Genomic DNA, 24177 nt, shown 5'->3' with positions numbered 1-24177 from the left:
ATCGGCACACCCAAATTTCCACGATGTCGTTGGATACGCTCAAACCGAACCTCATTCGGTCGCCAAAACCGCTACTCTCCCGGACAAAATTTCAGTAGATCTGACAGCACACTGTATAATCAAACACATGCTAATGATGTCCTCAGTTGATGCAAATTCTTGGCAAAGGTTTTGAGGTACCTCGCTGCTCCGCCCACATCGACACTGTTCGACTGAGTAGGCTTGGCGTGGCAGCTTCCTGAATGGCGAACCCGATATTCCGGCCCTGGTCTGATACGCCGATGTTGGGTTTCTGATCCTTTTATCGCAGTAGCAAGACGACTTATCGGCAAGCCAGGCTGATCAATCTCGCAATTTCGGCGTTCGAAACGAGCTTCGCTAAACGGTCCGCAAAGTGCTGCAAAGCCGACATTCGCCGTAACGTAGCAACTCGGCATTTTGGGCTCAAAGCTGACATCTGGCGATGTATTCAATTGACAGCTGCGATCTCAAACCCATTGCTATCCCTCAAACATTCCCCGACATAAACGTCACCACCGCCCGCGCCAGCTCCGGCCCCACATCCTCCTGCAGGAAGTGCCCGGCGCCATCAAAGATGACATGCGCCTGCCCCTTAGACCCCGGCATCTTGTGCTGAAACACCTTCTCAACCCCGGCCATCACCTTGTCTTGCGCGCCAAAGGCGGTCAGGACGGGCAATTCCAAAGTCTCAAGCACAGCCCACGCCGCCCGGTTCGGCCCCGCCGCTGGGTCATCCGGCCCGTCCGGGACCAGCATCGGAAAAACACGTGCGCCTGCCTTGTAGCTCTCATCGGGAAAGGGCGCATTGTAGGCCGCGACCTCTTCCGGCGTCAGCTTCGTTTCGGTCCCGCAATAGACAATCCGGCCCGCATCGAACGGATCAACCGTCTGGGAGAATTCACGCCACGCCTTGAACGCATCACTCATCGGATGATCCCCCGTGGGCAGCGCCGTATTCGCCACCACCAGCCGCGCGAACCGCTCCGGCATGGCAGCCAACAGGCGCAAACCAATCAACCCGCCCCAGTCCTGGCAGACCAGCGTGATCCTGGTCGCATTAACCTGCCGCAGCCAGTCGCTCATCCACTCCACATGCCGTTGATAGGTATAATCGGATTGCTGTACGGGCTTGTCCGACCGGCCAAAGCCCACCAAATCCGGCGCCAACACCCGATGACCTGCAGCGGTAAAAACCGGGATCATGTGACGATAGAGGTAACTCCAGGTCGGCTCCCCGTGCATGACCAGCACAACCTCACCCTCGGGCGGCCCTTCGTCCAGGTAATGGACACGCAATGACCCGCCATCGGTATCGTCGATATCGACATAATGCGGGGCAAAGTCGAAATCCGGCAACCCGTCAAACCGGGCATCGTCGGTCCTCAAAACATCCATGGCATCCTCCGCTGGCAGATGCTCAGCCTATGGGCGTCCAAGCGTATCTGTCCACCGCCCCGCACCAACGCTGTGCGGAACTGCGCCTAGGCACTGAACCTGACGGTCCCTAGCTTTCGGATCACAAGGAGACACATCATGACCGCCAAAGTCCCGGCTGACACAAGCGTCGGCCATATCCACCTCAAGGTCACTGACATCGAACGGTCCATAGCCTTCTACCGCGATGTCCTCGGCTTCACCCTGACACAGCGCTATGGCGATCAGGCCGCATTCCTGTCGGCGGGCGGCTACCATCACCATATCGGTCTGAACACCTGGCACTCGCGCGGCGCAGGCCCAGCACCCGAACAGGCGGCGGGCCTCTATCACGTGGCCTTTCTCTTCCCCGACCGCGCGTCGCTTGGGGCGGCCTTGGGCCGTGTGCTCGATCACGGCACGGCACTGGGCGGAGCCGCTGATCACGGCGTGTCCGAAGCCGTCTACATCCGTGACCCCGATGATAACGGGATCGAGCTGTACCGCGACCGGCCAGAGGCGGAATGGCCCCGAACATCCGATGGCGCACTTGCCATGGTCAACACCCCGTTGGATGTACCCGCACTGCTGGCCGAAGGTGCGGCATAATCACCCCCGTTAACTGTTTCTGAGCGTGGTTTTCTGTCTGCGCACCGAAACGTCGCAGTTTGCCCGTCAAATGACGCAGTTCTCCGGAAACAGGCAAAAGGACGCCGGAAATGGCCGCCTCAAATGTCGTAGTTTCGCGGGGAAAACATGCAGTTTTGACACAAGGCGCCCGTCAAGGACGCCGCCAATCCTGCGCAGACGTCATGGTTAACAGACCGCACGCTGGCATGGACAATCCCGGACCGCTTCGCCACCTTCGACCGCAAAGGGAGGGGCGCAGATGAGCACTGGATTCTACTGGGACGAACGCACCATGTGGCACGGCGGCGGCAATTATGCCTTCACCGTTCCATTGGGTGGACTGGTGCAGCCGCTCGCCGCCGGTGGCCTACCCGAAAGCCCTGAAACCAAGCGGCGGATGAAGAACTTGATGGATGTCACGGGTCTGACAAATGACCTGCATGTCACCACGGCTGACGCCGCGACACATGACCAGTTGCTACGCGTACACCCCGACAGCTACCTGAGCGAATTCAAGGCCTTATCCGATGCAAAAGGGGGCGAGATCGGCCACCACGCGCCCTTCGCCACTGGTGGATACCAGATCGCAGCACTGGCCGCAGGCCTCACCACAGCAGCGGTCGAAGCCGTGCTGAAAGGCACCCATGAAAACGCCTACGCCCTTGCCCGTCCGCCAGGCCATCATTGCGAGGCGGCGACCCCCATGGGCTTCTGCCTGATGGCCAACATCGCCATCGCGATCGAGGCGGCCAAGGCCACACGCCACGACCTGCGTGTCGCCGTTCTGGACTGGGATGTGCACCACGGCAATGGCACGGAATCCATTTTCTATAACCGGCCCGATGTACTCACGATCTCCTTCCATCAGGAGGGGAATTATCCTTTAGAAACAGGATACTTAGCAGATCGCGGCACCGGCGACGGAGAAGGTGCGAACATCAACCTCCCCCTGCCTGCAGGGACCGGCCACACCACCTACCTTCACGCCATTGACCGTGTGGCCGCTCCCGCCATCGAAGCCTTCAACCCCGACCTGATCATCGTGGCCTGCGGCTTTGACGCCGCCGCCGTGGACCCCCTCGCCCGGATGCTCGCCACTGCCGAAACCTTCCGCGAAATGACGTTGAAGACCAAAGCCTTGGCGGAACGTATCTGCGACGGCAACTTGGTCCTCAGCCACGAGGGCGGATACTCTGAAATCTACGTCCCCTTCTGCGGCCATGCCACACTCGAAGCGCTGTCCGGCAGCAAGATCACCGCCCCCGATCCCATGGCCCGCGCCTTGAACAACCGTCAGCCGGGACCACGCTTCGATGCCTTCCTGCGCGCCGAAATCGACCATATGGCCCAACAACTTGGCCTCTAACCCCTTGACGTCGCAGCCAATCGCCACGACATGACCCTCAACATGTAAAAAGGCGTAACATATGCCCGCAAGAAACCAAGCGGCCCTCGACTTCCTTTTGACCCGCCGGTCCCGCCCCGCCAAGACACTGCGGGAACCGGTGCCGGATCGGGCAACGCTCGAACAGCTTCTGACGGCGGCTGCACGCACCCCGGATCATGGCAAACTGGAACCGTGGCGCTTCATCGTGCTGGGCAAAGCGGCCATGCCCCGATTGGCCGAGGCGGCCGAAAAACGCGGCATGGCACTTGGCCTCGACCCCGATCAAATCACCAAAGGTCGGTCACAATTCGATCAGGGACACCTTGCTGTCGCAGTCATTGAAGTCACACGCTCCGTTGAGAAAATCCCAGCACTTGAAATGACTTACTCTGCGGGCGCGGTTTGTCTGTCGCTGCTCAACGCAGCCCTTGCCGCAGGTTGGGGTGCCAACTGGCTCAGCGGTTGGCCGAGCCATGATCGGGGGTTCATGACCGACGCGCTCCATCTGTCAGATAACGAACGGATCGCCGGTTTCGTTCATATCGGCACCGAAACCTCTGCGCCGCCGGAACGCCCCCGCCCCGACGTACCAGCCATCACCACATGGGTCGACGCATGATCCTGACCGCCTTCTTCGCAGCCCTTGGCCAGATCAGCGACCCGCGCTTTCGCCGCGTGCTGCTGCTGGGCATTGCCCTGACAATCGCCCTTCTGGTCGCGGCCACATCTGGCTTTGTCTGGTTCATCGGTTGGCTCACGGCGGATGGTGTGTCCCTGCCGTGGATCGGAACCATCACGTGGCTTGGCGACATCATCACCTGGAGCTCATTCTTCCTGTTCCTGGTGCTATCGATCTTCCTGATGATGCCAGTGGCATCGGCCATAACTTCCATGTTTCTCGACGAAGTCGCGCAGGCGGTCGAAGATCGGCATTACCCCAACCTGCCACCGGCACAGAACGTCCCGTTTGGGGATGCAGTCGTGGACACGGTGAACTTCCTGGGCGTGCTGATCGGCGCCAACATATTGGCACTGATCCTCTACGTGATGTTCGCGCCCGCTGCGCCCTTCATCTTTTGGGGCCTGAACGGGTTCTTGCTGGGCCGAGAGTACTTCACCCTCGCTGCCATGCGCCGCGTGGGTCGCGCCCGCGCCAAGGAACTGCGGCGCACGCATAACGGAACGATCTGGCTCGCAGGCACACTCATGGCGATCCCACTATCTGTACCGCTGGTGAACCTGCTGATCCCGATCATCGGGGCCGCAACATTCACCCACATCTTTCATAAGGTCACAGCGGCTCAATCGCCCGGTCAAAGAAGTTCATATCGTCCAGAGTGATCCATCCCGAGAGGATGATCCCGGCGATGATGATCCACAGGACCAGTGCCACCCACGTCACGATCCATGCCTTGCGGCGCGTATGGTGATGTTCGGGCGCGCCTGCATGCGTGCCCGGCTCAACTTCGCCCAGATCACCTTGGGTCTGCACCTTAACGGGCAGGGCGATCAGGAAGCACAGCCACCAGATGACCGCATAGAGGACAAGGGCGGATGTAATGCCCATCAGACCTGCTCAAGCTCGGTCAGGGTGCCGTTCATGTCTTTTGGATGCAGGAACAGCACCGGCTTGCCATGGGCGCCGATCTTGGGCTCGCCATCGCCCAGCACACGCAGGCCGCTGGCCTTCAGATGATCGCGGGCCGCGATGATGTCTTCCACTTCGTAGCAAACATGATGGATACCGCCCGCCGGGTTCTTGTCCAGGAAACCTTGGATCGGGCTGTTGTCACCCAAGGGATAAAGCAATTCGATCTTGGTGTTCGGCAGCTCGATGAAAATAACGGTCACGCCGTGGTCGGGTTCATCTTGCGGTTCACCGACATTCGCGCCCAGCGCGCTGCGATATTGCGCGGCGGCAGCCTCAAGGTCGGGGACGGCAATGGCAACGTGGTTGAGGCGACCGATCATGTTGTAAGGCTCCTTTGGCTGGCAACTGCGCCCTTATCGCCAACGTGCACGCTGCACGCAAGGCGACGTTAACGCGCTGTTAGGCATGGCGACGTAACGATGAGTCGCAAGAGCTTTTTTGGAGGATCTGATGGACACGACGGACCCGTTCAAACCAAGTTACCCGGCCCCAACCGCCTTGCGCCCGCTCTTGGGGCTGACTGTTCTCGTGATCGAGGATAGCCGCTATGCCTGCGAAGCGATGCGATTGCTTTGTCTGCGCAGCGGTGCGCGCATCAGGCGCGCCGATACGATGCGCGCGGCCCGACGGCATTTGCAGGTATATCGCCCATCCGTCGCGATCATCGATTTGGGACTGCCGGACGGGAACGGTGCCGATCTCATCCAGGATCTTGCGACAGCCGGGCAACGACCGGACGTGATCCTCGGCATTTCAGGCGATGTCGACAGCGCGCACCGCGCGCTGGAGGCTGGGGCGGATGGTTTCATGGAAAAGCCCGTGGTCTCGCTCGCCAACTTCCAAGAGGCGATTCTGACGCATTTGCCAGAAGACAGGCAACCGCTTGGGCCACGAACGCTCCCCGAAGGAGATGTTGAACCAGACCCGATCGCATATCGCGACGACATGGTACATGTCGCTGATGTACTGGAAGACGTTCATGACGCACGCACGCTTGACTACATTGTGCAGTTTCTTGGGGGCGTCGCGCGCAGCGCACATGATGCGGAACTGCTGCAGGCCACGAACGCACTGGCCGCCAAGCGCGCGCGGGGCGATGCCGCCGCATCGGAAACGGCAGCCATCGCTGGTTTGGTTCAAGACAGGTTGTCAGAAAAGATCGCGATCTGACGAGCGGTCTACCCGCCCGCTAACATCGGATCATCAGCCACACGCACAAGCCGGGTCAAATCGGACAGGCGTTCGATCTGCATACCCTCGGCATCGAAGTTGGTATCTGACAACCATGCGCCAAACGCTTCCTTGAGGGCGGGCCACTCGGCATCGATGGCGGCAAACCAGGCGGTGTCCCGATTGCGTCCTTTCACGACAGTCGCTTGGCGAAAGATGCCTTCGTAACTCAACCCAAGGCGCTGTGCAGCGCCACGCGAACCACGGTTCAGTGCATCACATTTCCATTCGAAGCGACGGTAACCTTCTTCAAAAGCCCAGGTCATCATCAGGTACAGCGCCTCGGTCGCGGCGCGTGTCTTTTGCAATGCCGGGCTGAAATTTATGTGCCCCACCTCGATACTGCCTGCTTCGGGTGCAATGCGCAGAAAGCTGGCGACACCTTCATATTGGCCGGTCGCGAGATTGAAGACTGCATAAAACTGCAGGGCCGGATTCTGCTCTGCATCGCGCACCCAACGATGATACTGCGCAGACGACGAAAACGGGCCGTAAGGCAAATAGTCCCAGACATGGTCATGGCCGACATATGCACGGTGCAGCAAAGCCGCGTGCTGCTCGGCCCGCAACGGCTCGAGCTTGGCATGGACGCCGGTCAAGATGGTTGACGCATCCGGTACGCGCGGCGGTGTCCAATCCGGGACAGGGGCCGCATTCACTTTGTAAATCGCAGTCATGGCCGGACGTTATGCAAGTAACCGCCCAAGTCCAAGTGGCATTACGCATGGATCAGAGGATCAGGCCCGGATCGTTACCCATGTCCAAGCCGGGGAAAACAGCACTCTCCAACACATTCCGATCCAGCCCCGTCAAACTCTGCATCACCCAAGCCGCATGCGCGCGGACATCGCCCGTCGGCATCAGATCACGATCCTGGTACAGATCACCATCACCCAAGCCAGGCCATTGACCAAAAACACGCCCACCTTTGATCGCGCCACCGGCAAGGATCATCAGCCCGCCCGTACCGTGGTCTGTACCAAGCGTTCCGTTCTGGCGCGCTGTACGACCAAACTCGGTCATCGCAACAACCGCTGTCTTGCGCCACGTGTTCCCGCGCATCTTGCCCCGCAGGGTCAGCAGTGTTTCCGCCAGACGGGTTAACGCGGTGTTCATGAAGCGCGGTTGCCCACCGTGGGTGTCCCACCCGTTCAATGAAAAGGCTGCGATCCTCGCTTCGTCCGACAGACGCGCAGCCGCAAACTCGGCAATTTGCACGTGGCTGCCCTTGCGTCGTTTCTGTATGTCGTCGGTCACTTCCGACAATATCTGGGCTTCGGCCAAAGCGGCATGCAAGGCTGGATCCGACTCCGTTACAATCTCAAGCAATCGCGCGGCTTGCGGGCTCAGGCTCAGGTCCGCATCCGGCGACCAATTTGCCACTTCTGCCGGTCCCTGAAGCAACAGCATATCGCTGCGCCCAACGGCGTAGGCGGTCTGTGACGTCACGCCGGGGACTGCCTGTAGCATGCGGTTCAACCATCCATCTCGGACGCCGGCCATGCTTGTGGTTCCGGCCTCCAACAGGTCCTGACCATCGAAATGGCTGCGTTTGTCACGGTAGGGCGTCGAAACAGCATGCACGAAAGAAAGCTGCCCCGCTTCCCACATCGGGATCAGCGGCCCAAGGCTTGGATGCATTGCAAAGTAGCCATCAAGATCATAGGCACCGCCCTCGGGTCCGAGGGCCAACGACCCGCGAAGCGTGTTAAAGGCGGGATCACCATAGGGCTGCACAACATCCAGCCCGTCCATGCCGCCCCGAAGGATGATAACGACCAAACGCGTATCCCAGGGTGCTGCTGCAAAGCTCACCGGTGTCAGCAGCGGACTGGCGGCCAGGGAACATCCAATCACCCCAGTGCGGGCCAAAAAGTCACGGCGAGATAAGGACGACGACATCGTAATCTCCTATTTGCGCTGGAACGCTGGGGACATAAGGACAAGGCCCACAGCCTCGGGACGGCTTTCGGCAGATGCCGCGGCAAATCGGACCGCATCATCCGCGAAACGCCCCAACGCGGTTTCAGCAAAGTCACGCGGATCAGGCAGCGGATCTTTCACACGAACAGGTACGGCCATGGCCCAAGATACCCGGGCAGCAACCCCTTGCGGCGTGATCCATTTGAAATCCTCTTCCGCCCAACCGTCCGGTCCAACCGGGCGTTCCCATGTCTGCCCCATGCGTGTCAGGGGTTGGCTGAAAAACCGGCCAATCCACTTTTCCTCACGCTCCGCAAAGGATTCCTTGGGGATTGCCAGAGCGCGCAATGCTGATGACACAAAATCAATGGGCAGTTTGAAGTTTGACAACGTAGGCTGCCATACCGCTGGATGACCCAGCAGCGCCTCATAGACCGGCGTCAGCGCGCCGTCGCTTTCGACATATGCCGCCTCCAACGCGTCGATCAATTCGGGATCGGGAGTGTCTGATACGAAATGAACCGCCAGCTTCCAGGCCAAGTGTCGTGCGGTGGCCGGATGCGCAGCAAGGTCAGACAAAGCGCCGCGCACCCATTTCACATTTGGCTGCTCGCCATACGCCACGCCAAGTACGTTTTCGGCACCGGGTTCCGCAAAATCTTTTCGAAACTTGAAACCGTTGCGCGCATCAAAGGTCAAACCGGTAAACAGCTCGGCCAGTTGCGTCACGTCTTCCTGAGTATACGATCCGTCGACCCCCAGCGTGTGCAGCTCCAGAACCTCGCGCGCAAGATTTTCGTTCAAGCCAGCCGGTTTCTTGGGACCTCGTTTGATTGCGCGTGCACTTGTGGGACCCATGGCACGGGTCTGATCCAGATAGTCCAACATCAGCGGGTGCATGACGGCAGACTGCAGCAAGTCTTCAAATCGCCCGGCAACAAACGGACGAATGGCATCTTCAATATAGGGTGACGTCCCTCGTCGAATGACGCCACGCTTGCCGCGCGCGGTAAAGTGATCCGCCCAAAACGCAACGATCCGTTCCCGGAAAGCTGTTTGCGTATGTGTGCGCCGCAACATCGTTTGGCCCAGCCAGCCAAACATGGCTATCCGCGCTTCCTTGTTCAGCACGTTTCGTTGCTTGCGGGCAGCGGCGGCAAGCTCAGTCCCACGATTTCTGCGCCGAATTTCGTTTTGATCCTGCGCCGCGACCATGCGTGACCTGAACTTGGCAAAGCTTTCAATGGGAAACGCGCTTTGCATCACGTCAGGACCTGACAAACCCTCCAGCATTTGCCCAATGCTTTCCGGCGGCCCGTGCACAGGTGACAGTCCGAATCCAAACCGGATTTCGGCAAGTTGAGGGTCAAAATCACGCACGTCTACGCACCATGGGACTTTCTGAACACGGTCCCAAGATAGCATCGGTTGCCCACGTTTTCACGGGGCAACCGGATGTCATTGCGCAATTGCTTGCCTAGTCCTGCGGAATAACGCGCAGACCCAGTTCCATCAGCTGATCACTGGTGGGATCAGACGGTGCCTGCATCATCAGATCTTCGGCCCGCTGGTTCATCGGGAACAAGATCACTTCGCGGATGTTCTGCTCGCCCGCCAGCAGCATCACGATCCGGTCAATGCCCGCAGCACATCCACCGTGAGGAGGCGCGCCATATTGGAACGCGTTGACCATACCACCAAAGCGTTTGCGCACCTCGGCCTCGTCATAGCCTGCGATCTCGAACGCCTTGAACATGATCTCGGGCCGGTGGTTCCGGATCGCCCCCGACACCAGCTCATAGCCGTTGCACGCCAGGTCATACTGAAAACCCAGCACCTTGAGCGGGTCACCCTGCAGCGCCTCCATCCCGCCCTGCGGCATGGAGAAGGGGTTGTGTTCAAAGTCGACCTTGCCGGTTTCCTCATCCGCCTCGTAGATCGGGAAATCCACGATCCAGGCAAAGGCGAAACGATCTTCGTCGATAAGCTTGAGTTCCTCGCCAATCACGTTGCGCGCCCGGCCTGCGATGGCTTCGAACGCCTTCGGCTTGCCACCAAGGAAGAAGGCCGCGTCGCCCACACCCAGACCAAGTTGCTGACGGATTGCTTCGGTGCGTTCGGGACCGATGTTCTTGGCCAACGGACCAGCCGCTTCCATGCCCTCGCCCTGATCACGCCAGAAGATATAGCCCATCCCGGGCAGACCCTCTTTTTGCGCATAAGCGTTCATCCGGTCACAGAATTTACGGCTGCCACCTGTGGGCGCTGGAATGGCGCGGATCTCGGTGCCTTCTTGCTCCAATAGCTTTGCGAAAATCGCAAAGCCGGAATCGCGGAAGTGGTCGGAGACCACTTGCATTTTAATAGGGTTGCGCAGGTCGGGCTTGTCGGACCCATACCACAGGGCTGCATCACGGTAGCTGATCTGCTCCCATGTCTCGGGCGCGTCAACCTTCTTGCCGCCGCCGAACTCTTCGAACACGCCAGCCAGCACAGGGGCGATGGTGTCGAACACATCCTGCTGCTCGACAAAGGACATCTCAAGGTCAAGCTGGTAGAAGTCGGTGGGCGAGCGGTCGGCGCGCGGGTCCTCGTCGCGGAAACAGGGCGCGATCTGGAAATACTTGTCAAAGCCCGACACCATCAGCAGCTGCTTGAACTGCTGCGGGGCCTGCGGCAGAGCATAGAACTTGCCCGGATGCAGGCGCGACGGCACTAGGAAGTCACGCGCCCCTTCGGGCGAGGACGCGGTGATGATCGGCGTCTGGTACTCGCGGAATTCCTTGTTCCACATGCGCTTGCGGATCGACGCCACGACGTCGGACCGCAGCTTCATGTTCTCCTGCATCTTGTCGCGGCGCAGGTCGAGATAGCGATAGGCCAGGCGCGTTTCTTCCGGGTACTCCTGATCGCCAAACACCATCAACGGCAGCTCTGCCGAATGGCCCAGCACTTCGATATCGCGGACATAGACCTCAATCTCGCCCGTGGGCAGCTTGGGATTGATCAGGCTGCCGTCCCGCGCTTTCACGTTGCCGTCGATACGGATGCACCATTCGCTGCGCACCTTCTCGACCTCGGCAAAGACCGGGCTATCGGGGTCGCACAGCACCTGCGTCACGCCATAGTGGTCGCGCAGGTCGATGAACAACACGCCGCCATGGTCGCGCACCCGGTGGACCCAGCCCGACAGACGCACAGTATCACCCACATTGGCCGAGGTCAGAGCGGCGCAGGAGTGAGAGCGGTAGGCATGCATGGTGGAATCCCTTCGGGGCTGCGGTTTTTGATCGGCGCAGATACACCGGGCAGGGGGTGGAAAGTCAAGGCGACAACGCCGTTTGCCCCATGCTATCACCAAGGAAAAGGGAGGGTTCGATGGACGATAAATGGGCCAGGGGCATGGGCGTGCGCCGGACCGTGCTGGGCGATGCCCACGTGGACCGGGCCGAAGCAGTGAAAACGCCCTTTGACGCCCCATTTCAGGAACTGATCACCGAAGGGGCCTGGGGCACCGTCTGGGCCAGCGATGCGATCAGCCTGCGGGAACGGTCCATGCTGACCCTCGCGCTGCTGGCAGCAACCGGCAACTTCGATGAAATCCCCATGCACATCCGCGCCACGGCGCGGACGGGAGCCAGCAAACAGGATGTGACAGAAGCATTCCAGCATGTCGCCATCTATGCAGGCGTGCCGCGCGCCAACCGCGCGCTGAAAATTGCCAAGGAGACCTTTGCCGAAATGGAAGCCGAGACATGAGCGACGGTCCCCTCTTCCACCGGGATCGCACCTGGCACCCGAAACCACTGTCGCCCGACTACAAGACAAGCGTGGTGCGCTCACCGCAAAAGGCGCTCTTGTCGATGAACACGACGCTGAGCGAGGAAACCGGCCCGGTCTTTGCGCACGACATGCTGGGCGAACTCGACAACGACCTGATCCTCAACTTCGCCAAGCCCGGCGAAATGGCGCTGGGTCAGCGCATCATCGTGCACGGTCGGGTGCTGGACGAAAACGGGCGTGGTGTTCCGGGCGCGCTTCTGGAGTTCTGGCAAGCCAACGCGGGAGGACGTTATCGCCACGCGAAAGAAGGGTACCTCGCACCGCTCGACCCGAACTTTGGCGGCTGCGGGCGCACGATCACAGATGCCGACGGCCAATACAGCTTCCGCACAATCAAGCCCGGCGCTTACCCATGGCCCAACGGCGTGAACGATTGGCGCCCGGCCCACATCCACTTCTCTGTCTTCGGGCGCAGCTTTGGTCAGCGCCTGATCACCCAGATGTATTTCGAAGGCGACCCGCTGATCCCGCTTTGCCCCATCGTGCGCACGATCAGCGACCCGGAGGCTGTTGCCCAACTCATCGCGCCGCTCGACATGAACAACACGGTGCCCATGGACGCGCGCGCCTACACGTTCGACATCGTGCTGCGCGGGCGCCGGTCGACCATGTTCGAAAACCGGATGGAGGGGAACTGATGCAAAAGCTGACCCCCCTCAAGGAAAGCCCGTCGCAGACAGCGGGGCCTTATGTTCATATCGGATGCGTGCCGAATTTCTGCGGTATCACAGGCGTTTATGACCAAGACCTTGGATCGACCATGGTCAACGACCAAACCAAGGGCGAGCGGATCACCGTCACGGGCACCGTGTTCGACGGCACGGGCACACCGCTCAAGGATGCGTTGGTCGAGATTTGGCAGGCCGATACCGACGGCATTTACAAAACCGGTGATCCACGCGGCGCGGGTGATCCGAACTTCACCGGCTGGGGGCGTGCCGCGGGCGACTACGACACGGGCATCTGGACATTCGAAACGATCAAACCCGGCGCGGTTCCCTTCCCCGATGGGCGGATGATGGCGCCGCATATCGCCTTCTGGATCGTGGCGCGGGGCATCAACATCGGACTGCAAACGCGGATTTATTTCCCGAACGATCCGATGGTGGCAAACGACCCGTGGCTGACGCGCATCGAACATCAGAACCGCGTGCAAACCCTGATCGCCAAGGAAGCGTCACCAGCAACTTTTCAATTCGACATCCACCTGCAGGGACCGGACGAAACCATCTTTTTCGATGTCTGAAACGAAAAACGCGGGCCAACGTGGGCCCGCGCTTCATTGGTTTATAATGCCTTACAGCAGGTCGAACCGGTCGTTGTTCATAACCTTGGTCCATGCGGCGACAAAGTCGTTCACGAACTTCTCGGCATTGTCGTCCTGCGCATACACCTCAGCATAGGACCGCAGGATCGAGTTTGAGCCAAAGACCAGGTCAGCACTGGTGGCCGTGTACTTGATCGCACCGGTTGCGCGGTCGCGCAGCTCATAGCTGCCGTCGCCCGCCGGGTGCCAACTGTAACCCATGTCGGTCAGGTTGACGAAGAAGTCCTGCGTCAACTGGCCAACCCGGTCGGTGAAGACACCATGCGAAGTGCCGCCATGGTTGGTGCCCAACACACGCATACCACCCAACAGGGCCGTCATTTCCTGCGCATTCAGACCCATCAGCTGCGCGCGATCCAGCGTCAGTTCTTCGGCGCTGATTGCAAGGTCAGCCTTGGCAAAGTTCCGGAAACCATCCGCATGGGGTTCGAGAACATCAAAGCTGTCGGCGTCGGTCTGTGCGTCCGTTGAATCACCGCGACCCGGCGTGAACGGCACGGTCACATCGAAACCAGCCGCCTTTGCGGCCGCTTCCACAGCAACATTGCCCGCCAGCACGATGACGTCCGCAACCGATGCGCCTGTTTCCGCTGCAATCGGCTCCAATGCGGCCAAAACGGCGTCCAGACGCTCGGGTTCGTTGCCTTCCCACGTGCGTTGCGGTGCCAGACGGATGCGCGCGCCATTGGCCCCGCCCCGTTTGTCCGACCCACGGTAGGTGCGGGCGCTGTCCCAAGCCGTCGCAATCAGGTCACCGTGGCTAACACCGCTTGCCGCAATCTTGGCCTTCACAGCATCCACATCGTACCCGGTGTTGCCTGCAGGGATCGGGTCTTGCCAGATCAGATCCTCGGCAGGCACATCGGGACCGATGTAGTTGGCGCGCGGCCCCATATCGCGGTGGGTCAGCTTGAACCACGCGCGGGCAAAGGTGTCGCGGAAGTACGCCTCATCCGCCATGAACCGTTCCGAGATTTCGCGATAGATCGGGTCGACCTTCATCGCCATATCCGCGTCAGTCATCATGGGCATCACCCGCTTCGACGGATCGGACGCATCAACAGGCATGTCCTCTTCCTTGATGTCGACGGGCTGCCACTGGTTCGCACCGGCAGGTGATTTCGTCAGCTCCCAGTCATAGCCAAACAGCAGCTTGAAATAGCCCATGTCGAACTTGGTCGGTTCCGTTGTCCATGCGCCTTCAATGCCCGATGTGACAAGCGAGCTGGCCTTGTCCGTCTGGTTGGGGTTCATCCACCCCATGCCCTGCGCTTCGATACCTGCGCCTTCGGGTTCGGCACCCAATGCACCTGCATCGCCATTGCCGTGCGCCTTGCCGACGGTGTGACCACCCGCTGTCAGCGCCGCCGTTTCCTCGTCGTTCATGGCCATGCGGGCAAAGGTTTCGCGAACATGCAGTGCCGTACGAGCTGGGTCAGGATTGCCGTTCACACCTTCTGGGTTGACGTAGATCAGACCCATGTGCACGGCGGCCAGCGGGTTCGCCATGGTCGACGGATCGTCCAAATCTTCGTACCGGTTTTCACTTGGGGCAAGCCACTCAGCCTCTTCCCCCCAGTTGATATCGATGCCGGGCGCCCATGTATCGGCACGACCAAAGCCAAAGCCAAAGGTTTTCAAGCCCATGGATTCATAGGCAATATTCCCTGCCAGCAGCATCAGGTCAGCCCAGGACAGGGCATTGCCGTATTTCTTCTTGATGGGCCACAGCAGGCGACGGGCTTTATCCAGGCTCGCGTTATCAGGCCAGGAATTCAGCGGTGCAAAACGCTGGTCACCGGCGGAACCGCCACCGCGTCCGTCCTGCATCCGGTACGTACCAGCAGCGTGCCACGCCATGCGGATCATCAAGCCACCGTAATGTCCCCAGTCCGCGGGCCACCAGGGTTGGCTGTCGGTCATCAACGCATGCAAGTCCGCCTTGACCGCATCATAGTCGAGCCCTTTGACGGCGTCCCGATAGTCGAAATCCGGGTCCATTGGATTGGTCCGGGCGCCGTGCTGGTGAAGCACCTCAACCTTGAGGGCATTCGGCCACCAATCCTTGTTGGTGCGCCCACCAAAGGTGCTGTGCAGGCTCGCGCCGTGCATCACCGGGCATTTGCCGATGTCGTTGCCGTCCATGTCAGTCTCCATTCATTGCTGCGTTGCGTGTCGTTGCTAAGGTCTGATCTAGGGAAAGTTAAGAATCATTCTAGACTTGTCTTCAGAATGATTTCCGCCCTCCGCTGATACATCCCAATGCGCACGATTCGCCCATGATCAGGTGAACCATCGCACTTACAAAGACAAACCTAGAAGCAACTGACGATTTGTAGAAGTTGCATTTTCCAATGATCTCCATAACTAAAACCTATGAATATCACTTTGCGACAACTCCGATACTTCAAGGCACTGGCCGAGGATCTGCACTTTGGTCGTGCGGCCGACCGCTGCGCCATCTCTCAACCCGCCCTCTCCGTCCAAATTCGCGAGTTGGAAGAAAACCTGGGCGTCGAATTGTTTGAACGGCAACCCCGCGCCCTGCGCCTGACACAGCGGGGTGAGGAGTTCGCAGAACGCGCCAATCCGATTCTGCAAGCCGTGGACGAGCTGGGGGACTGGGCCCAAACCGCCCGCGGTCGTGGGTTGAGCCTGTTGCGCCTTGGGATCATTCCCACGATCGCCCCCTACCTGCTGCCAAATTTCATAAGTGCGTTGACGGAAGCCCACCCCAAGGTCGACTTGCACGTGCGCGAAACCGTTACTCCGCGCCTGGTGGACGAATTGCTGGATGGCCAACTTGACGCGGCCATTGTGGCCCTGCCGCTTGACGAACCCGCGCTTGTCGAAACGCCACTTTTTACCGAAGAAATGGTGTTGATCCGCCCGAACACCGATCAGAACGCGACACCCGTTCAACTGGACACACTGGCATCAATGCGCCTCTTGCTTCTGGAGGAAGGGCACTGTTTTCGCGATCAGGCCATATCGTTCTGCAACATCAATCCAAACCGCCCCGGCGGCGGGCTGGACGGCAGTTCGCTAGGCACATTGGTGCAGATGGTGGGCGCGGGCATCGGGGTCACGTTGATCCCGGAAATGGCAATCGACGTGGAAACACGATCAGCACCTGTTTGCATCAATCGCTTTGACGCGCCGGCCCCACAACGCTCCATCGGTCTCGCGTGGCGCGCGTCAAATCCGATGGGCGAAATGCTGAATGAACTTGCGGACATTGTGCAGAAGGCCGCCGGGCGCGGCGAAGACCAACAACCCGCTGCATAGCAGACAAGCGAAGGGTCCAAACGGGAAACGCCGCCCAGAAGGGCGGCGTTTTGGTTGCGGGAGTAGGATTTGAACCTACGACCTTCAGGTTATGAGCCTGACGAGCTACCGGGCTGCTCCATCCCGCGCCAGTTGGTTTGGGTCATGTACGCCGAGTCGCGGGGGACCGCAAGACCGTCCCCCACATTTGCTGTCAGAAAACCGTCATAAAATCGCGCAGCTACTCCCAGAACTCCGCCTGCCATTCCAAGTTTGGCAGTTCTTCGACAACTTCAAAGGCAATCGTGTCGCGATAGACGCGATCATGGCGATCGGTAACCGTAATTTCGACGGTATGGGTACCCACAGGCAAATCGGCAGGCATATCCAGGCGCCATAAGTGGCTGCTGTTGTCCGTCAGCATCCAACCTTGAAACGGATTGGCTTTCCCGCTCCAGGACGTGCCCTGCCAAGTGGTGAAACCAGCTGTTTCATCCCCACCATCAACAGACCGTGCGGCGATCGAACCTTGCGTCGATTGCATGGCCAGCGCGAACGGGTCGGCATACTCGACCCCTTCCAGTTTCTCTTCACCCGTGCCGGATTGGGTCCGCTCGGCTTGCATCGCCTCACCGCCATTCAGAGCGGCAAAGACGACGGAAGATGTCGAGCCATTCCACACATTGACGGTCAACCATGTGCCCTCGGCCAGATCGTCCGTGGTCAACATCAACATGTCACCCAGATCACGGCGCACAACCGGCGGTGTCTGATCAAATTCCCGATCATACAGCGCACGATATGTCAGCAAACGGTCTGCCCACTCCCGAAACCGAGGCGTGTTGAACGACGCGTGAAACTGGTCTTCTGCATGGGTGTGGAAAGTGCGGTAGGTGTCGACAAATTCCGGCCCATTAAACGCAAGCTCATAGAAACCACGCGGGCTACCCAGCCGCTGCGTGCTGTGCGGAACCCCTTGAGCATTCAGGTCACCCGCCCACCAGCTGCCAGACAAACCGCCCGCGATGATCTGATGAAACGGTGCCGGCCCCACATTCGTGTTCTCTTCCCATCCGTGAAAGTGCTCGCCTTTTTCAATGTTTTCAGTGGTATGGGTGTGGCCAGCCAAGCCCAAAACCGGGCGATCCCCCAGCACGGCCACCAGTTCGTCCAGGTTATCTGTCTGGTGCTTCGCCGCCGTATTGTCGGTAAATGTCTGGAACGGAATATGCGCGGTCAGGACGATCAACTTGTCCTCGGGCACATTCGCCAGATCATTGGCCAGCCATTCCAACTGCCGCCCCGTGATCACACCGTTGTAGGTGTGGTTCTCGTCGGTGGCACAAAACGGATGCGGATCGACGCCGTTGCATGGGTAACGCACGTTATCAAGTCCGACAAAATGCACATCGCCAATGTCGAATGAATAATACTCAGGGCCCCATTCCCGTCGAAACGTATCGAAACTGTCTTTGTCATCCTCCGCATCGAAATCGATGTCGTGGTTGCCGCCGACGAAGTATTGTGGCGTTTGCCCGACGGCGATGATCGACTTGAAACGGGGATACAGGGACAAGTCATCCCCCATCACATCCCCGGCAAAGATCAGGCATTCGGTATCACTCAGGTCGCTGGTTGCCAGCATTTGGCCCGCAGTATCACGGACATAACCAATCTCGCGATTGGTGTAAGCCTGCGCATCGCCGAAGACGAGACAGTTGAAGTCGGGCCCGACCGCATCCTCAATCAATGGGAAATTGATTGCTTCTGGCAGGGGGCCCGTGGGGGCGATCCCGCCAAAGCGTAGATCCGGCGACCCTTCAACCTTGTGAATATAGGCAAATTGCGGAACCATGTCGGCGCTCACAGGGGTGCTGTATCCCGCGGGCTTGGTCACCATCAGGTTCATATCGTCATAGGCCGGCAGCGCATATGTCCCATCGTCCCCGGTCAAGACCACTTCGCGCCCGTTGGACACTGGCACACCGGACAACCCGGTCTCGCCCGGGTCCAGCTTCGAATTTCGGTTGGCGTCCAGAAACACAGTGCCGTGCGCCATATCCGCCCCGTCACCACTGCCGCGGATCGTTTCAACTGCCCCAATGTAAGCTGGGTCTTTGGCCAGTGCCGAACAGGCTAAAAGCGACAGTGCGGTTGTCAGAAAATACTTTTGCATAGCGGACCTCTCAGTGATCAGAGGTGTCCAGCATGGTCAGAGTCTGTGTCGGGGCAACAACCGCAGCGTGAATTTTTGACGACAAATGCCAGTTCGGCGTCAATCCGCCGTGTCTTGCCAGATCGCCCTCACCCACTGCGATGGCAAAACATAGCGACGAAGGCTCTGAAACTTGCGGGCTTGGCGCGCCGCGCGGGCAATGTGCTGCAGCGGTGGAAGATAGGGCAGGCTATCCGAGAACTGGCCAATGGCCGCATCCGCAGGGTTGGGCACGCCAGCAAAGATAACCACACGCGCGTCACGGGGCAGCCTGGGTTCAATAAAGTAATTCAATGGAAACAGAGGGATACACTCGATCCGAAAATGGCGTACCCAGCGCTTTGGCCAAAACTTTACGCCATTCGGCGCTGTTTTTGTTACGAAAACCTGTTCCCATTTGTAGGTGTCCGCAACGGCTTGTGGGTCTTCGGCAAACGCGCGTTGCAAATCGGCAAGCGCGCCAACCGGCATCCGATAGATCGATGTCTGGCCCAGCTTGTGAAACGGTTTCGCGACATTTCGCGCCAACACCACATCCTCAGGCGCCCCGAATGAAAAGAAGTCGTCGAGCGACCCGGTGATCACCACATCCAGATCCAGAAACAGAACCGGGCCTTCCAAATCCGGCAGGGTTTCGGCCCAAAGTCGTGACTTGGGCCATTTTCCACGCGTGTTTTTGGGCATTTCGCCAGGCATGGGGGGCAAATCATGGCAAATCACTTCATCCCGAACGCCCTGGCGTATGTCGGTGTAACAAACGAATTTGAAGGGCGGCGTGATATTGCGCGCGACCATCTGGTACAGGCGATTGATGTATGGCGCACCATAGCGGGTGCCCCAATTGATGCACATGATCTGTTTGGTCATTCTGCGTCCTACCAAGCCGCGCGTTGGCACGCAATCAGGTGTATCTGGTGACCTCTGATGAAGTCGATGTACGGCGCCCTTAGAAGCAGCCTCATTCCGCGACGTTAGGGCCAACGGGCAGGGGTCGTATACGAGAATTGACTTTGTATGGTCCGCCAACACGAACATCACCGCACAAAAAAACCGCCCCGGAAGGGCGGTTGATTTATGAAACATCGTCAGAGAGATACAATTAAAGGGCTTTTTAGGTTTGGCAGTGACCTACTCTCCCACGCCTTAAGACGCAGTACCATCGGCGCTACAGCACTTAACGGCCGGGTTCGGGATGGGACCGGGTGTTTTGCTTGCGCTATGACCACCAAACCGAAAAAGCCCTCTAAGTCCAAGTCATGTACGACTGATTGTGTGTGTATGCTCTTGATGTATCGTTCGAAGTCTTGCTTCTACTGGATCAAATCAAGCCTATCGGACAATTAGTACCAGTCAACTGAACGCATTACTGCGCTTACATCTCTGGCCTATCGACGTGGTGGTCTACCACGGTCCTCAGGGATACCTTGTTTTGAGGGGGGCTTCCCGCTTAGATGCCTTCAGCGGTTATCCTGTCCGAACATAGCTACCCAGCACTGCCGTTGGCACGACAACTGGTCCACCAGTGGTTCGTTCACCCCGGTCCTCTCGTACTAGGGGCAACTCCTCTCAAGTATCCTACACCCACGGAAGATAGGGACCGAACTGTCTCACGACGTTCTAAACCCAGCTCACGTACCTCTTTAAACGGCGAACAGCCGTACCCTTGGGACCTGCTCCAGCCCCAGGATGAGATGAGCCGACATCGAGGTGCCAAACACTGCCGTCGATATGGACTCTTGGGCAGTATCAGCCTGTTATCCCCGGCGTACCTTTTATCCGTTGAGCGATGGCCCTTCCACTCGGGACCACCGGATCACTATGGCCGTCTTTCGACTCTGCTCGACTTGTCAGTCTCGCAGTCAGGCTGGCTTCTGCCATTGCACTCAACGAGCGATTTCCGACCGCTCTGAGCCAACCTTCGCGCGCCTCCGTTACGCTTTAGGAGGCGACCGCCCCAGTCAAACTACCCGCCACACAGGGTCCCGGATCCGGATAACGGACCGCGGTTAGACATCAAGCAAAGCAAGGGTGGTATCTCAAGGGAGGCTCCACAAAGACTAGCGTCTCTGCTTCAAAGCCCACCACCTATCCTGCACATGCTTGGCCTGATGCCAGTGTGAAGCTGTAGTAAAGGTGCACGGGGTCTTTCCGTCTAACCGCGGGAAACCTGCATCTTGACAGGTAATTCAATTTCGCTGAGTCTATGTTGGAGACAGCGGGGAAGTCGTTACGCCATTCGTGCAGGTCGGAACTTACCCGACAAGGAATTTCGCTACCTTAGGACCGTTATAGTTACGGCCGCCGTTTACCTGGGCTTCAATTCAAGGCTCTCACCTCTCCTTTTAACCTTCAGGCACCGGGCAGGCGTCAGACCCTATACGTCGTCTTGCGACTTCGCAGAGCCCTGTGTTTTTAATAAACAGTCGCCACCCCCTGGTTTGTGCCCCCAGCCCCTAGTTGCCTAGGAACCGGGCCTCCTTCTCGCGAACTTACGGAGGTATTTTGCCGAGTTCCTTCAACATAGTTCTCTCAAGCGCCTTGGTATTCTCTACCAGTCCACCTGTGTCGGTTTAGGGTACGATCTTATAGGAGGGCTATTTCCAGGAACCTCTTAGCAGCCCATTCAATCCGATAAGGATGAACTACCTTCGAGATCCGTCACCACTCCATGGCCCAGGAATATTAACCTGGTTCCCATCGACTACGCCTTTCGGCCTCGCCTTAGGGGTCGGCTTACCCTGCTCAGATTAGCTTTAAGCAGGAACCCTTGGACTTTCGGCGAGAGTGTCTCTCACACTCTTTGTCGCTACTCATGTCATCATTCTCACTAGTGATCTCTCCACCGGATCGCTCACGCGCCGGCTTCACTGAAAGCTTCTCTCCTCCAATGCGGGCGAACCCGCTAAGGAGGAATGAAACTATGTCACACTACGCTCTGCTACCATGCCTTACGGCATCCTAAGCTTCGGCTCATGGCTTGAGCCCCGTTACATCTTCGCCGCAGGACAACTTATTTAGACCAGTGAGCTGTTACGCTATCTTTAAAGGATGGCTGCTTCTAAGCCAACCTCCTGGTTGTTTTGGTCGTCCCACTTGCTTTCCCACTTAGCCATGAATTGGGGGCCTTAGCTGTAGGTCAGGGTTGTTTCCCTCTCCACGACGGACGTTAGCATTCGCCGTGTGTCTGCCATCTAGTACTCCCGGGTATTCGGAGTTTGGTTAGGATCAGTAAGCCTGTGGGGCCCCATTACCCATCCAGTGCTCTACCCCCCGGGGTATTCGGATGACGCTCTACCTAAATAGATTTCGCAGAGAACCAGCTATCTCCGAGTTTGATTGGCCTTTCACCCCTAGGCACAATTCATCCCGATCTTTTTCAACAGATGTGGGTTCGGCCCTCCAGTAAGTGTTACCTTACCTTCAGCCTGATCATGCCTAGATCACTCGGTTTCGGGTCTGATCCACCTAACTCGACGCCCTATTAAGACTCGCTTTCGCTGCGCCTACACCTAACGGCTTAAGCTTGCTAGATAGACCAAGTCGATGACCCATTATACAAAAGGTACGCTGTCAGGCCGCAAGGGCCCTCCAACTGATTGTAGGCGTTCGGTTTCAGGAGCTGTTTCACTCCCCTCGTCGGGGTGCTTTTCACCTTTCCCTCACGGTACTGGTTCACTATCGGTCAGTAAGGAGTACTTAGCCTTCGAAGGTGGTCCTCCGATCTTCAGACAGAATTTCACGTGTTCCGCCCTACTTAATACGTCCAATCATGCTTCCAATACGGGGCTGTCACCCACTATGGCCGACCTTTCCAGGTCGTTCTTGTCACAATCATGGCTCGGCTGGTCCCCGTTCGCTCGCCGCTACTAGGGGAGTATCAATTGATTTCCTTTCCTCCGGGTACTTAGATGTTTCAGTTCCCCGGGTTTGCTCTTTTAAACCTATGTATTCAGTCTAAAAGTACCTGTTTCAGCGACATATAAGCTGGCTTGCGCCAATTATATGAAACTGTCAGGTGGGTTGCCCCATTCAGAGATCCATGGATCAAAGCTTATTCTCAGCTCCTCATGGCTTATCGCAGAGTATCACGTCTTTCATCGCCTCTTACTGCCAAGGCATTCACCAAACGCCCTTCTCGCGCTTGATTTGATCCAGAAAAAGTAAGACTTGCGTCAAACGCGGATGCACAGCTGGTAACTTAATGCATCCATTCTTCTGGTATCAAAAGCATACTTTCCCGCCAGCATGTTTTGTAACCATGCTGACAATTGAACAGTCACGTGTGTCTACCATCCGTGCGGGAGGCAGACTGTGCTGTTCGGGTTAGTGTACTTGACTTGGACAACTCTGTTTGTTTCAGCAGGGATATACGTAACGCAGCGAGGAAGCACCGGGTTACATACCTTCCACCGAAGTGGAACCAAACTGAGATCATCGCCACACTCGGCGCGATCAAACAGTGTTGATTGTTACTTTGAGATTGCTCTCAAAGTAACTTGTATCTCTCTATACGATGTCAATTCGCCCGGATCGGACGAGTAAAAGCGCCGTAGCGCTCTTACTGATCTGATCCATCAACTGTCTTGAACCATTCCGGAAGCGTTGTCCGCGCGATATGGTGTATGCCGGGTGACCGGATAACGCCGTCATTGTCGCTGAACTTCATATCCGAGGTTATGATGTCATATGCGTCGCTGACTGCCTTGCTCCAGGGTTGAACCTGCAGGCTTTCAGCTGTCTCAAAGAACTTTTTGGCGTGAGTGCCTGCTCGTTGCCAAGCAAGTCCAGGCATACCCGGCAAGTCAGTGCGACCTAGTGCAGTACGCGTCTCGTTAACCTCAGTAAGCTCCTGCATCGAGGAAAACTTGAGGTGAACCAGATAAACTCCCTTTGGAAACGCATATGAATGCGTTGGCTTTCCATCGGTTGCTATAGCAACACCATGCCTCACAAGAGGAATGGGTTCTTTCACCGCCCATGCTTTGCTGTAGTGACCGGAGATCACTGCCGCATCCCGCTGATCAAACACCGAAGTGTCTCGATCAATCTCGCTGTCGTTGGGCGCCTCAAACAGGTTGAGACCCATCGAAAACACCGCGTCATCATGCTGGCTTTCAAGCAGTTGCCTGATATTACCGTGCATTTGCGGATCTACGCAGATCAGTTCATCAGCATCCGTCCTGATCACCCAGTTATAAAACCGAAGCAATCCTGACTGAAACTTGTTCAACATCCAATTCCGACGTCGATCGAACTTTTCCAGGTTGTCC

General features: G+C 58.0%; 20 protein-coding genes, 1 tRNA gene and 2 rRNA genes (1 of these 23 running past the window's edge). 9 read left to right on the top strand and 14 right to left on the bottom strand.

Features of this window, described 5'->3' with window-relative positions:
• Nucleotides 1-507: 507 nt before the first annotated feature.
• Nucleotides 508-1416, bottom strand: a complete 909-nt coding sequence (locus Q1A51_RS20440; RefSeq protein WP_299601801.1) for a haloalkane dehalogenase — start codon at nt 1414-1416, stop codon at nt 508-510.
• Between the two features lie 138 nt (nt 1417-1554).
• Between Q1A51_RS20440 and Q1A51_RS20435 the strand changes: the two genes are divergently transcribed.
• The 4 genes from Q1A51_RS20435 (at nt 1555) to Q1A51_RS20420 (ending at nt 4792) form a co-directional block, all read left to right on the top strand.
• Nucleotides 1555-2043: a VOC family protein gene (locus Q1A51_RS20435; RefSeq protein ID WP_299601798.1), complete on the top strand. Its 489-nt coding sequence runs from the start codon at nt 1555-1557 to the stop codon at nt 2041-2043.
• 280 nt (nt 2044-2323) lie between these two features.
• Nucleotides 2324-3430 (top strand): class II histone deacetylase, encoded by a 1107-nt coding sequence (locus Q1A51_RS20430; protein ID WP_299601795.1) that lies wholly within the window; start codon nt 2324-2326, stop codon nt 3428-3430.
• A 61-nt stretch (nt 3431-3491) separates the two neighbouring features.
• Nucleotides 3492-4070, top strand: coding sequence for a nitroreductase family protein (locus Q1A51_RS20425; RefSeq protein WP_299601792.1), 579 nt, complete (start codon nt 3492-3494; stop codon nt 4068-4070).
• On the top strand, nt 4067-4792 hold the full coding sequence (locus tag Q1A51_RS20420) for an EI24 domain-containing protein (RefSeq protein WP_299601788.1): 726 nt from the start codon (nt 4067-4069) through the stop codon (nt 4790-4792). Before Q1A51_RS20425 ends, Q1A51_RS20420 begins: the two co-directional genes overlap by 4 nt.
• Here the strand turns inward: Q1A51_RS20420 and Q1A51_RS20415 are convergent.
• Both Q1A51_RS20415 and mce read right to left on the bottom strand, forming a co-directional pair.
• Nucleotides 4743-5018 carry a DUF1467 family protein gene (locus tag Q1A51_RS20415; protein ID WP_299601784.1) on the bottom strand — a complete coding sequence of 92 codons (276 nt, stop codon included), beginning with the start codon at nt 5016-5018 and terminating at the stop codon, nt 4743-4745. The two genes, Q1A51_RS20420 and Q1A51_RS20415, sit on opposite strands and share 50 nt — an antisense overlap.
• Nucleotides 5018-5422 (bottom strand): methylmalonyl-CoA epimerase, encoded by a 405-nt coding sequence (mce, locus tag Q1A51_RS20410; protein WP_299208346.1) that lies wholly within the window; start codon nt 5420-5422, stop codon nt 5018-5020. Before mce ends, Q1A51_RS20415 begins: the two co-directional genes overlap by 1 nt.
• A 130-nt stretch (nt 5423-5552) precedes the next feature.
• On the opposite strand from mce, the gene Q1A51_RS20405 reads away from it, so the two are divergent.
• A complete protein-coding gene (locus tag Q1A51_RS20405) occupies nt 5553-6272 on the top strand; it encodes a response regulator (protein ID WP_299208345.1) in 720 nt (239 codons plus the stop codon).
• An 8-nt stretch (nt 6273-6280) separates the two neighbouring features.
• On the opposite strand, the gene Q1A51_RS20400 is transcribed toward Q1A51_RS20405, so the two are convergent.
• The 4 genes from Q1A51_RS20400 to aspS form a co-directional block, all read right to left on the bottom strand.
• Nucleotides 6281-7009, bottom strand: coding sequence for a GNAT family protein (locus tag Q1A51_RS20400; protein WP_299601779.1), 729 nt, complete (start codon nt 7007-7009; stop codon nt 6281-6283).
• Between the two features lie 52 nt (nt 7010-7061).
• Nucleotides 7062-8234 (bottom strand): DUF1501 domain-containing protein, encoded by a 1173-nt coding sequence (locus Q1A51_RS20395; protein WP_299601776.1) that lies wholly within the window; start codon nt 8232-8234, stop codon nt 7062-7064.
• 9 nt (nt 8235-8243) lie between these two features.
• A complete protein-coding gene (locus tag Q1A51_RS20390) occupies nt 8244-9635 on the bottom strand; it encodes a DUF1800 domain-containing protein (RefSeq protein ID WP_299601773.1) in 1392 nt (463 codons plus the stop codon).
• Nucleotides 9636-9732: 97 nt separating this feature from the next.
• Nucleotides 9733-11514 carry an aspartate--tRNA ligase gene (gene aspS, locus Q1A51_RS20385; RefSeq protein ID WP_299601770.1) on the bottom strand — a complete coding sequence of 594 codons (1782 nt, stop codon included), beginning with the start codon at nt 11512-11514 and terminating at the stop codon, nt 9733-9735.
• A 119-nt stretch (nt 11515-11633) separates the two neighbouring features.
• Between aspS and pcaC the strand changes: the two genes are divergently transcribed.
• Genes pcaC through pcaG form a run of 3 tightly spaced genes read left to right on the top strand, consistent with a single transcriptional unit; the run spans nt 11634 to nt 13344 of the window.
• On the top strand, nt 11634-12014 hold the full coding sequence (pcaC, locus tag Q1A51_RS20380; protein ID WP_299208340.1) for a 4-carboxymuconolactone decarboxylase: 381 nt from the start codon (nt 11634-11636) through the stop codon (nt 12012-12014).
• Entirely contained in the window at nt 12011-12736 is a 726-nt protein-coding gene (gene pcaH, locus Q1A51_RS20375) for a protocatechuate 3,4-dioxygenase subunit beta (RefSeq protein WP_299601767.1), read from the top strand. Before pcaC ends, pcaH begins: the two co-directional genes overlap by 4 nt.
• The gene (pcaG, locus tag Q1A51_RS20370; protein ID WP_299601765.1) at nt 12736-13344 is read left to right on the top strand and encodes a protocatechuate 3,4-dioxygenase subunit alpha; all 609 of its coding nucleotides are present in this window, start codon (nt 12736-12738) and stop codon (nt 13342-13344) included. The genes pcaH and pcaG overlap by 1 nt, the downstream gene beginning before the upstream one ends.
• Nucleotides 13345-13395: 51 nt before the next feature.
• Here pcaG and katG read toward each other — a convergent pair whose 3' ends face one another.
• The gene (gene katG / locus Q1A51_RS20365; RefSeq protein ID WP_299601762.1) at nt 13396-15570 is read right to left on the bottom strand and encodes a catalase/peroxidase HPI; all 2175 of its coding nucleotides are present in this window, start codon (nt 15568-15570) and stop codon (nt 13396-13398) included.
• A gap of 231 nt (nt 15571-15801) precedes the next feature.
• Between katG and Q1A51_RS20360 the strand changes: the two genes are divergently transcribed.
• Nucleotides 15802-16713 carry a hydrogen peroxide-inducible genes activator gene (locus tag Q1A51_RS20360; protein ID WP_299601759.1) on the top strand — a complete coding sequence of 304 codons (912 nt, stop codon included), beginning with the start codon at nt 15802-15804 and terminating at the stop codon, nt 16711-16713.
• Between the two features lie 51 nt (nt 16714-16764).
• Here the strand turns inward: Q1A51_RS20360 and Q1A51_RS20355 are convergent.
• The 6 genes from Q1A51_RS20355 to Q1A51_RS20330 form a co-directional block, all read right to left on the bottom strand.
• Nucleotides 16765-16841 (bottom strand) — tRNA-Met (locus Q1A51_RS20355).
• 92 nt (nt 16842-16933) lie between these two features.
• Nucleotides 16934-18868, bottom strand: coding sequence for a calcineurin-like phosphoesterase C-terminal domain-containing protein (locus tag Q1A51_RS20350; protein WP_299601756.1), 1935 nt, complete (start codon nt 18866-18868; stop codon nt 16934-16936).
• A 99-nt stretch (nt 18869-18967) separates the two neighbouring features.
• On the bottom strand, nt 18968-19774 hold the full coding sequence (locus tag Q1A51_RS20345; protein ID WP_299601754.1) for a glycosyl transferase: 807 nt from the start codon (nt 19772-19774) through the stop codon (nt 18968-18970).
• Nucleotides 19775-20022: 248 nt separating this feature from the next.
• A 5S ribosomal RNA gene (rrf, locus tag Q1A51_RS20340) occupies nt 20023-20137 on the bottom strand.
• Between the two features lie 89 nt (nt 20138-20226).
• Nucleotides 20227-23054, bottom strand: a 23S ribosomal RNA gene (locus Q1A51_RS20335).
• A 411-nt stretch (nt 23055-23465) separates the two neighbouring features.
• Nucleotides 23466-24177, bottom strand: the 3' portion of a protein-coding gene (locus tag Q1A51_RS20330) for a glycosyltransferase family 2 protein (RefSeq protein ID WP_299671498.1). 170 nt of this gene lie beyond the right edge of the window; only the last 712 of its 882 coding nucleotides appear in the window; its start codon lies beyond the right edge, outside the window — the gene reads right to left on this strand; it ends in the stop codon at nt 23466-23468.

Origin of the sequence: uncultured Tateyamaria sp. (genome assembly GCF_947496075.1) — a bacterium.
In the GTDB taxonomy this organism is placed as follows: domain Bacteria; phylum Pseudomonadota; class Alphaproteobacteria; order Rhodobacterales; family Rhodobacteraceae; genus Tateyamaria.
The sequence above is the reverse complement of the archived record's forward strand: the minus strand, read 5'-3'. Positions and strand labels throughout refer to the sequence as shown.

Bases quoted from the DNA above. Each gene is read 5' to 3' on its own strand.
- Q1A51_RS20440 (WP_299601801.1), bottom strand. From the start codon at position 1,416: ATGGATGTTTTGAGGACCGACGATGCCCGGTTTGACGGGTTGCCGGAT.
- Q1A51_RS20435 (WP_299601798.1), top strand. From the start codon at position 1,555: ATGACCGCCAAAGTCCCGGCTGACACAAGCGTCGGCCATATCCACCTC.
- Q1A51_RS20430 (WP_299601795.1), top strand. From the start codon at position 2,324: ATGAGCACTGGATTCTACTGGGACGAACGCACCATGTGGCACGGCGGC.
- Q1A51_RS20425 (WP_299601792.1), top strand. From the start codon at position 3,492: ATGCCCGCAAGAAACCAAGCGGCCCTCGACTTCCTTTTGACCCGCCGG.
- Q1A51_RS20420 (WP_299601788.1), top strand. From the start codon at position 4,067: ATGATCCTGACCGCCTTCTTCGCAGCCCTTGGCCAGATCAGCGACCCG.
- Q1A51_RS20415 (WP_299601784.1), bottom strand. From the start codon at position 5,018: ATGGGCATTACATCCGCCCTTGTCCTCTATGCGGTCATCTGGTGGCTG.
- mce (WP_299208346.1), bottom strand. From the start codon at position 5,422: ATGATCGGTCGCCTCAACCACGTTGCCATTGCCGTCCCCGACCTTGAG.
- Q1A51_RS20405 (WP_299208345.1), top strand. From the start codon at position 5,553: ATGGACACGACGGACCCGTTCAAACCAAGTTACCCGGCCCCAACCGCC.
- Q1A51_RS20400 (WP_299601779.1), bottom strand. From the start codon at position 7,009: ATGACTGCGATTTACAAAGTGAATGCGGCCCCTGTCCCGGATTGGACA.
- Q1A51_RS20395 (WP_299601776.1), bottom strand. From the start codon at position 8,234: ATGTCGTCGTCCTTATCTCGCCGTGACTTTTTGGCCCGCACTGGGGTG.
- aspS (WP_299601770.1), bottom strand. From the start codon at position 11,514: ATGCATGCCTACCGCTCTCACTCCTGCGCCGCTCTGACCTCGGCCAAT.
- pcaC (WP_299208340.1), top strand. From the start codon at position 11,634: ATGGACGATAAATGGGCCAGGGGCATGGGCGTGCGCCGGACCGTGCTG.
- pcaH (WP_299601767.1), top strand. From the start codon at position 12,011: ATGAGCGACGGTCCCCTCTTCCACCGGGATCGCACCTGGCACCCGAAA.
- pcaG (WP_299601765.1), top strand. From the start codon at position 12,736: ATGCAAAAGCTGACCCCCCTCAAGGAAAGCCCGTCGCAGACAGCGGGG.
- katG (WP_299601762.1), bottom strand. From the start codon at position 15,570: ATGGACGGCAACGACATCGGCAAATGCCCGGTGATGCACGGCGCGAGC.
- Q1A51_RS20360 (WP_299601759.1), top strand. From the start codon at position 15,802: ATGAATATCACTTTGCGACAACTCCGATACTTCAAGGCACTGGCCGAG.
- Q1A51_RS20350 (WP_299601756.1), bottom strand. From the start codon at position 18,868: ATGCAAAAGTATTTTCTGACAACCGCACTGTCGCTTTTAGCCTGTTCG.
- Q1A51_RS20345 (WP_299601754.1), bottom strand. From the start codon at position 19,774: ATGACCAAACAGATCATGTGCATCAATTGGGGCACCCGCTATGGTGCG.